The 6,478-nt window shown below is 40.8% G+C and carries 6 protein-coding genes and 1 pseudogene; 4 read left to right on the top strand and 3 right to left on the bottom strand.

Going from position 1 to position 6,478, the window contains the following annotated elements:
• Positions 1-102 precede the first annotated feature (102 nt).
• A pseudogene (locus AACQ17_RS04650) lies at positions 103-1,621 on the bottom strand (DUF3612 domain-containing protein).
• Positions 1,622-1,782: 161 nt separating this feature from the next.
• Between AACQ17_RS04650 and AACQ17_RS04645 the strand changes: the two are divergent.
• Positions 1,783-2,361, top strand: a complete 579-nt coding sequence (locus AACQ17_RS04645; RefSeq protein WP_094147995.1) for a malate synthase — start codon at positions 1,783-1,785, stop codon at positions 2,359-2,361.
• Between the two features lie 118 nt (positions 2,362-2,479).
• Here the strand turns inward: AACQ17_RS04645 and AACQ17_RS04640 are convergent, their stop codons facing one another.
• Positions 2,480-3,496 (bottom strand): GGDEF domain-containing protein, encoded by a 1,017-nt coding sequence (locus tag AACQ17_RS04640; RefSeq protein WP_017045993.1) that lies wholly within the window; start codon positions 3,494-3,496, stop codon positions 2,480-2,482.
• A 232-nt stretch (positions 3,497-3,728) separates the two neighbouring features.
• Between AACQ17_RS04640 and AACQ17_RS04635 the strand changes: the two genes are divergently transcribed.
• Positions 3,729-4,106, top strand: a complete 378-nt coding sequence (locus AACQ17_RS04635; RefSeq protein ID WP_017045994.1) for an MmcQ/YjbR family DNA-binding protein — start codon at positions 3,729-3,731, stop codon at positions 4,104-4,106.
• On the opposite strand, the gene AACQ17_RS04630 is transcribed toward AACQ17_RS04635, so the two are convergent.
• Complete coding sequence (locus AACQ17_RS04630) at positions 4,103-5,020, bottom strand: chemotaxis protein (protein WP_019281245.1); 918 nt, start codon at positions 5,018-5,020, stop codon at positions 4,103-4,105. The genes AACQ17_RS04635 and AACQ17_RS04630 overlap by 4 nt on opposite strands.
• A 185-nt stretch (positions 5,021-5,205) precedes the next feature.
• Here AACQ17_RS04630 and ppiC point away from each other — a divergent pair, with 185 nt between their 5' ends.
• Both ppiC and AACQ17_RS04620 read left to right on the top strand, forming a co-directional pair.
• Positions 5,206-5,484 (top strand): peptidylprolyl isomerase PpiC, encoded by a 279-nt coding sequence (ppiC, locus tag AACQ17_RS04625; RefSeq protein ID WP_026027858.1) that lies wholly within the window; start codon positions 5,206-5,208, stop codon positions 5,482-5,484.
• Between the two features lie 374 nt (positions 5,485-5,858).
• The coding region (locus tag AACQ17_RS04620) for a LuxR C-terminal-related transcriptional regulator (protein WP_094167715.1) at positions 5,859-6,478 on the top strand (620 nt) is incomplete at its 3' end.

Here is a 6,478-nt window from a genome sequence, read left to right as displayed (position 1 = left end):
CCTAGCCAACTGACGTTGTTAGTGAACCTTATTTTTGTTCACACTTATTAATAGCCAATCATACTTTTTGTGATTGGCTTTTTTTATTTTTACGCTCTGCAACTAGCCAGCACATTTCTCATAGCAGCTTGGTTTTCTTGGACAGACAGCACCGCGTGAGCAGATTAAGCGCGCATTATTTTCAATTCCACGTTCAATCCAATTAATATTAAGAATTTTAGCAATAGTCGTGAGATCTTTTTTGATGTGTCTTGGAATAAGAGAGCTTCCGCCGTTGCTGACGCATAACGCTTTGAGCTCCTCAGCAATTGAGTGAGCATCCCCACCTTGTGCATTGATGGCTGGATTCAAATCTATTCCAGCGCATAGCACTCGATTATTGCCTGCTGGATCGATCATATTGACGGATTCACAGCAATATATTCTCGGCTCATCACCTACATTCAAAATCGAAATTTGCGCAGAGCTGCCACTTTTCGGCTCTGAAAGACGTCTAAACACGGCCCAATGCTGGCAAGGGTCATTCACTTTACGCATATTCCCCCACGGTAGAGGGATTCCATTGCCACGATAAACCGCTTTTAATTTGCCTTCACCATAAGCATCGAAATAGTGCCAATGCGGATAGGGTGACACGACCGTCATGCGTCTCATCGCAACGGAAGGAGAAACCCCTGCTTTCAAATGTACATCGATTTCGTAGCCGCTGCGATCAAGAAGTTGTCGATAAGGCACTTTGGGGCACAGTAGTGCGCCAGCAAAAAAACTCGATTCAAAATCTCGCCATGCCTGAAGGATATCTTGGGAATTTAATTCACAGGTGGCGGTGGCATCAGGCGTTTCCTCCCAACTGTTTGTGTGGCCAACCGTTAAGACACTTTTTAGTCCCTCTTTGCTGTGCAGAATATTGTGGCCAATATACACCGCGAGGTCGTACTTTAGGCGAGTTGGGTACTCACGTAGAATTTCATTGAGGTAGATCGTGCATGGTGGTTCAAAAAAAGAGGTAATAAGTTGTTTGGCGCTAACACCAAGCTCATCAACAACATCTTGCGGGGTTCTCGTGACCCAGCGGATAACCAAACCAAGGCTTTTGGCGATGTCGATCAGATCTTCAACAGCTAAGTTTAAGCGTTTTAAACCCACTTCTTCTGCTGCTCGCTCAAGATCTGGGAAGTGGTTTTGTAAACTCTCTTGGTGAGCACGGATCAATAGATGAGCAAACTGTTTGCCAGTGATCCCGGTTTGGGAAAGCATCTCTGGGATCGCGATTTGTAAAATATCATTTGAGAATAAAAAGCTAGGTTCAAGAGCCATACCGCTGATGCCACCTCTGTTACGCTTGTCAGGAATAATAGCCATTTGGCCTGGTTCATCATCTAAAAACCAAGCGGGATCTGTTTTGGAAAACTTGGGCAATGACCTCCAACATATCAACACTAGGCACCCGTTTTCCACGCTCAATCATCGAAAGGTATGAAACGGAGGGGGCGTATTCTGGGTTGATACGAATACAGCGTGCCGATAAGTCTTCCATCGTTAGGTGATTACGCTTTCTTAAGTTTCTGACTTTTGTCCCTAAGAAATGTGACTGACGAACTAAGCTTTTTGATAAGGCCATTTTGTAAAATTCACACTGTAAAATTTTTGTTGTGAAATTGTAGTAAAAAATTGGTTAATCTACCAAGTAAGCAAGGTCACAAATTTGCACAAAGGTTAAACGCAAGTTTGGAATAATTGCTCTAGAACACAAAATGTTGAGTTACCTATAAGGAAAAGACGATGAATATGCTGACATTCGATAAAACAGAAATCCAAAAACTAGATAAACCCTTTATCGCTGAAGCCGTCTTCGCCGTCGAGACTATCAGTGCTAATCAACAAAATGAAAAGCAGAGTAGAGCGAAGCAACTACTCGATAGATTGTTCCCTTTGGCGACGGGCTCTCATCAAGATGTGACCAGTTATGTGATCGATTACCGCCATGTGTTGGCTTATTTCAAGGATGGGCGTCATAGTGGTTTGAAGTACCCAAAACATTTTGTTGCCTTCAATGGTGAAAAGGAGTCACCATGTTCGATCTTGTTTCGTGATGGAAGTGGTAGCCATGTTGAAGTGATGTTAGGCTGCACTAAAGGGACTGGACGCGTTGAACTGATAGAGATTAATGATATTCAGTTAGAAACGTGTACCACATTTACCCAATCGGTGGAAGAAATGCCCAGCGCCGCAATGCGCCACTGGGTAAGCCTAGTCAAAGGTGATGAAAAGGGTAAGCCTCAAGCTTGTAGTGAAGATAAGGAGTACACCGCAAAAGATGGTGAAGACTACTACTTAAACTACAGTTTTAACCTTGCTTAGGTTATAGATGCGAATTGGGATTAAATGGGGCGTGGCGCCCCTTTTACTTTTCTATCCATAAATTGAGGTTTATGGAAATTGTGATTGCTTTTCAGCTACCCATAAGAGGTTGAAGCGATTAAAGCGGCATAACACGGTTGCGGCCTAATTGTTTTGCTTCATAGAGCAGTTTATCGGTTCTTTCTATCAAAGACTCGGACGTATCACCTAGTTGTAATTCTGTCACACCAAAAGAGGCGGTAATATTACCAACTTGGTTTCCTGAACGGCGATCCTTCACGCTCATTTTTTCTATCGAACGGCGCAGTGATTCTGCAAACTGTCTGGCAATGCGCAGTGTTTTATTTGGAACAATTAAAACGAACTCTTCACCGCCAAATCGGTAGGCAGTAATGCCATCTCGGCAGCTACTCTGAAGCTTTTTAGCGATGCCTTTGATGACGGTGTCACCAAATAGGTGGCCGTAATTGTCATTAAAAGATTTGAAGTGATCGATATCTAATAAGATCAGGCTTATTGGTTGCTGCGCGCTTATTAGGGTAAAGAGATCATCATTGAACGAACGGCGGTTATATAAACCGGACAATCCATCGAATAAAGCCTCTTTTTGCACCTCGGCAAGCTGCTCTTTCAGTCGATGAATTTCTTTACTGGCACTATTAAGTTGACCATTTAGAAACTGAGTTGAATGGCGAATATCTCGCGATTCAGTGACCAATTGGCGAACCACTTTCATCACCTCTTCGATCGATAAATCATCGTTTTCGACTCGTTCTAATTCACTAAAACTTTTATCAATCACTCTGGCAAATTCGCTGGTATCGGTTAGGGTATCTGACATTGAACTTGCGACTTCATTGACTAACACTTCAATGTTGTTGCGTAGCGTGCTTAAACTGGTTTCAGAGCGCGATGCGACATAGCTGTTATAGAGTTGAGAGCTTGCCGCGGGAGGACAAAGGCCAAAGTTTTCCAATACAGAATCGAGTTCTCGATTGAGTTGAGGTATGGCATTGTCAACATAGGTATACCAAAGTGCATAGTTAGCAGGTGTCGCCGCCACATGATTTTTCATCATCAACGGTACTGCTTTTTTTAAATTGGCTGTAGATCTCTTAAAGTCGTCGCTGGTCATTATCGTAAAATTAATAGACAGTCACAGATATTCATACCGCTAAGATTAGCGGATATCCCAAAGTTATGCGCTAAAAAAATGCAACTAAAGTTTGAAGTTGAATTTTTATTTACAGTGAACAATCGATTCTTGATGTAGATCAAACACAACAGACAGACATAGTAGGGGGTTTTTTATATATTGAATCGCTGAATGATTAAAATAAGTTGGTTACTGAATCAAGGAGTAATAGATGGAGATGTATGATATTGAATCGTTTTTGGATATTTTACCTCAGGTAGAAAGTAGCTATCCGTTTGGTCCTGACGCGTTGGTTTTCAAAATTCGCGGTAAAATGTTTGCCTATACTTCTCAGTCGAGAGAAGAGCCGTTTGTGACATTGAAGTGCACTCCCGAAGATGGTGAAGTTCTGACCAGTGCCTTTTCCGCTATTCGTCCTGGTTATCATATGAATAAAAGACACTGGATCTCCGTTAAGTTAAACGGAGATGTTGACCAGATGATGTTAGAGGAATTATGTGAACGCTCTTATCAGCTTGTAGTGAGTAAACTGAAAAAATCAGATAGAGAAGCGCTTCAGGCTCTGTTTGTGCAAGCAAAACTTGATTAAGCGGTATCCTTACGTTGTTCCAGTTTTTTTGCGCCACGCAGCATCGCTTCTATTAATTCTGTTGCGTTAAATTTTTCCAAAGCTTCGTGGGCTCCGACTTGGTGAGCTCTATCCAAACAGATCTCACTGGAAAGCGAGGTGTGAAGAATACAATAAGCATGGCTCAGCATTGGATCATTTTGAACCTCAAAGGCCAGTTCATATCCATCGAGGCCCGGCATTTCAATATCACTGACCAGCAAATCGATCGCACGTTGATGTTGAGCGTCTTGACGCATCAGCTCAATGGCATCAAGCCCATTTTTACAGATTTGGTAAGGGATGTTGATACTGTCTAAGGCATCTGACAATTGTTTACGTGCAATAGATGAATCATCCACCAGTAAAATACGCAATGCTTTTAATCGCTCACGTTCAATATCAGTCAGCATCGGGATCTTAGTTGATTCATACTGTGGATAAATTTTTGAAAGTAATAATTCGACGTCAAGTAACTGCACAATCTGTTTTTGATAGCGGGTTATGCCAGTGATAAAAACGTCTTTTCCCGCCACTGCAGGTGAAGACTCGATTGTTCGCCAGTCACACTCGATGATTTTCTCAATGCTACGTACCATAAACGCAACTACAGTTCGCAGGCAGTCCGTCACGATTAAGTAGCATTGTTTATATTCGCTAGGTTGAATTGCTCTAAAGCCAATGGCGGCAGCCATATCAATGACAGGTACCGTCAAGTTACGGATGGTCACCGTTCCGATCACATGGTGATGAGAATATGGGATTTGTGTCATTGGCATGTAAGGGACAATCTCTCGTACTTTCAGAGTCCCGATAGCAAAAAGCTGTTTCTGAGTGTTCAATGTGAACATCAACATGCCTTGGGATTGGTTTGCCTTACTGGGGGTTTTAGCCATAACACCTTACTCAACGTTGTTTCTTATGCTTAATACTAAACGATCTCTTACTGACGGCAATGCGTTAAATGCAAATAAACAGTATAACCGTATGTTTATTGATCTTTTGCACTCTTACATTGGGGTTGGACTCTTGAAAAGCATCCGTTACACTATTTGCAGTAGCAAATTTATTGAGAAAAATGATGGCAAGAACGGCAGCGGCTCTTCACATTTTAGTGAAGCATAAAGAACAAGCTGAAGATATTATCGCTCAGTTAAAAAAAGGAGCGAAATTTCAAACATTAGCCAGAAAATATTCTACCTGCCCTTCGGGTAAAAAAGGGGGCGATCTGGGTGAGTTTCGTCAGGGGCAGATGGTACCTCAATTTGATAAAATCTGTTTCACTGGAGAGGTACTGACACCCCATTTGGTGAAAACCAAGTTTGGTTGGCATGTTGTAAAAGTTCTATATCGGACCTAGCCTCAATAGGGTGATTTTCTCATCGACGTTGATTTTTAAAGTAATAGCCAATGAGCAGTGAGTGCCACGCTTTTTCTCAAAACCAGAAGTGCGTGGTGCTTTTCATTCGTTAGGAATGACACTCGATTCTTTATCTTTTTATTCCATTACCTTTTATAGAATGGCCTACTACACCAAAACTACTTCAAGTAGTAAGGTATATAAATAAAACAGTCATTTGTTCTCATAAATAAGAATGCACAATAACTTCATGAATTAAATGGATTTATTCATTAGGTTTTTTATTAAAATGAGAGCGGGTTATTTTGAGATATTGACTTATAGTCGCTTAACGTTAGTTTTATCAAGTGAGCGGTATGATCTAGGAGTTTAAAATGAGTGAAGAAAAAAAAATTAACGTTCGATTGCTTTCTGATGTTTGTATGCAGTCTCGCTTACTTAAAGATTCGCTAGAGTCAAAGTTGCCGATTAGTATTGATATCTCTCCGCTTTGCGATACGTGGATGAATGATAACAGTCTATCATCCTATAAAATTCAATTGGTTATCATCGACTATTCTCGCGTTGATGAAAATAATTTTGCTGATTACTCAGCATTTAAACGCTTATCCTGCCCTGATGCAAAAGAAGTGCTTATTAATTGCCCGCTAGATATTGAACCTAAAATGCTCTTTAAATGGCAGAATCTTGTGGGTGTATTTTATACCAATGATCAGCTTGAATCTTTAGTTAAGGGCATGGAAAAAGTGCTTGATGATGAAATGTGGTTTAATCGAAAATTGGCTCAAGAATATATACAGCATTATCGTGCAGGTAATTCATCTATTACCTCTCAAGCTTATGCTAAATTAACGAAAAGAGAGCAGCAAATAATTAAGCTACTGGGCTGTGGTGCATCTAATATGCAAATTGCAGATGAGTTGTTTGTAAGTGAAAATACAGTAAAAACACATTTACATAATGTATTTAAAAAGATAAATGCTAAAAATAGACT

Source organism: Vibrio sp. V10_P2A27P122, from assembly GCF_963874335.1.
Lineage (GTDB): Bacteria > Pseudomonadota > Gammaproteobacteria > Enterobacterales > Vibrionaceae > Vibrio > Vibrio anguillarum.
The sequence above is the reverse complement of the archived record's forward strand: the minus strand, read 5'-3'. Positions and strand labels throughout refer to the sequence as shown.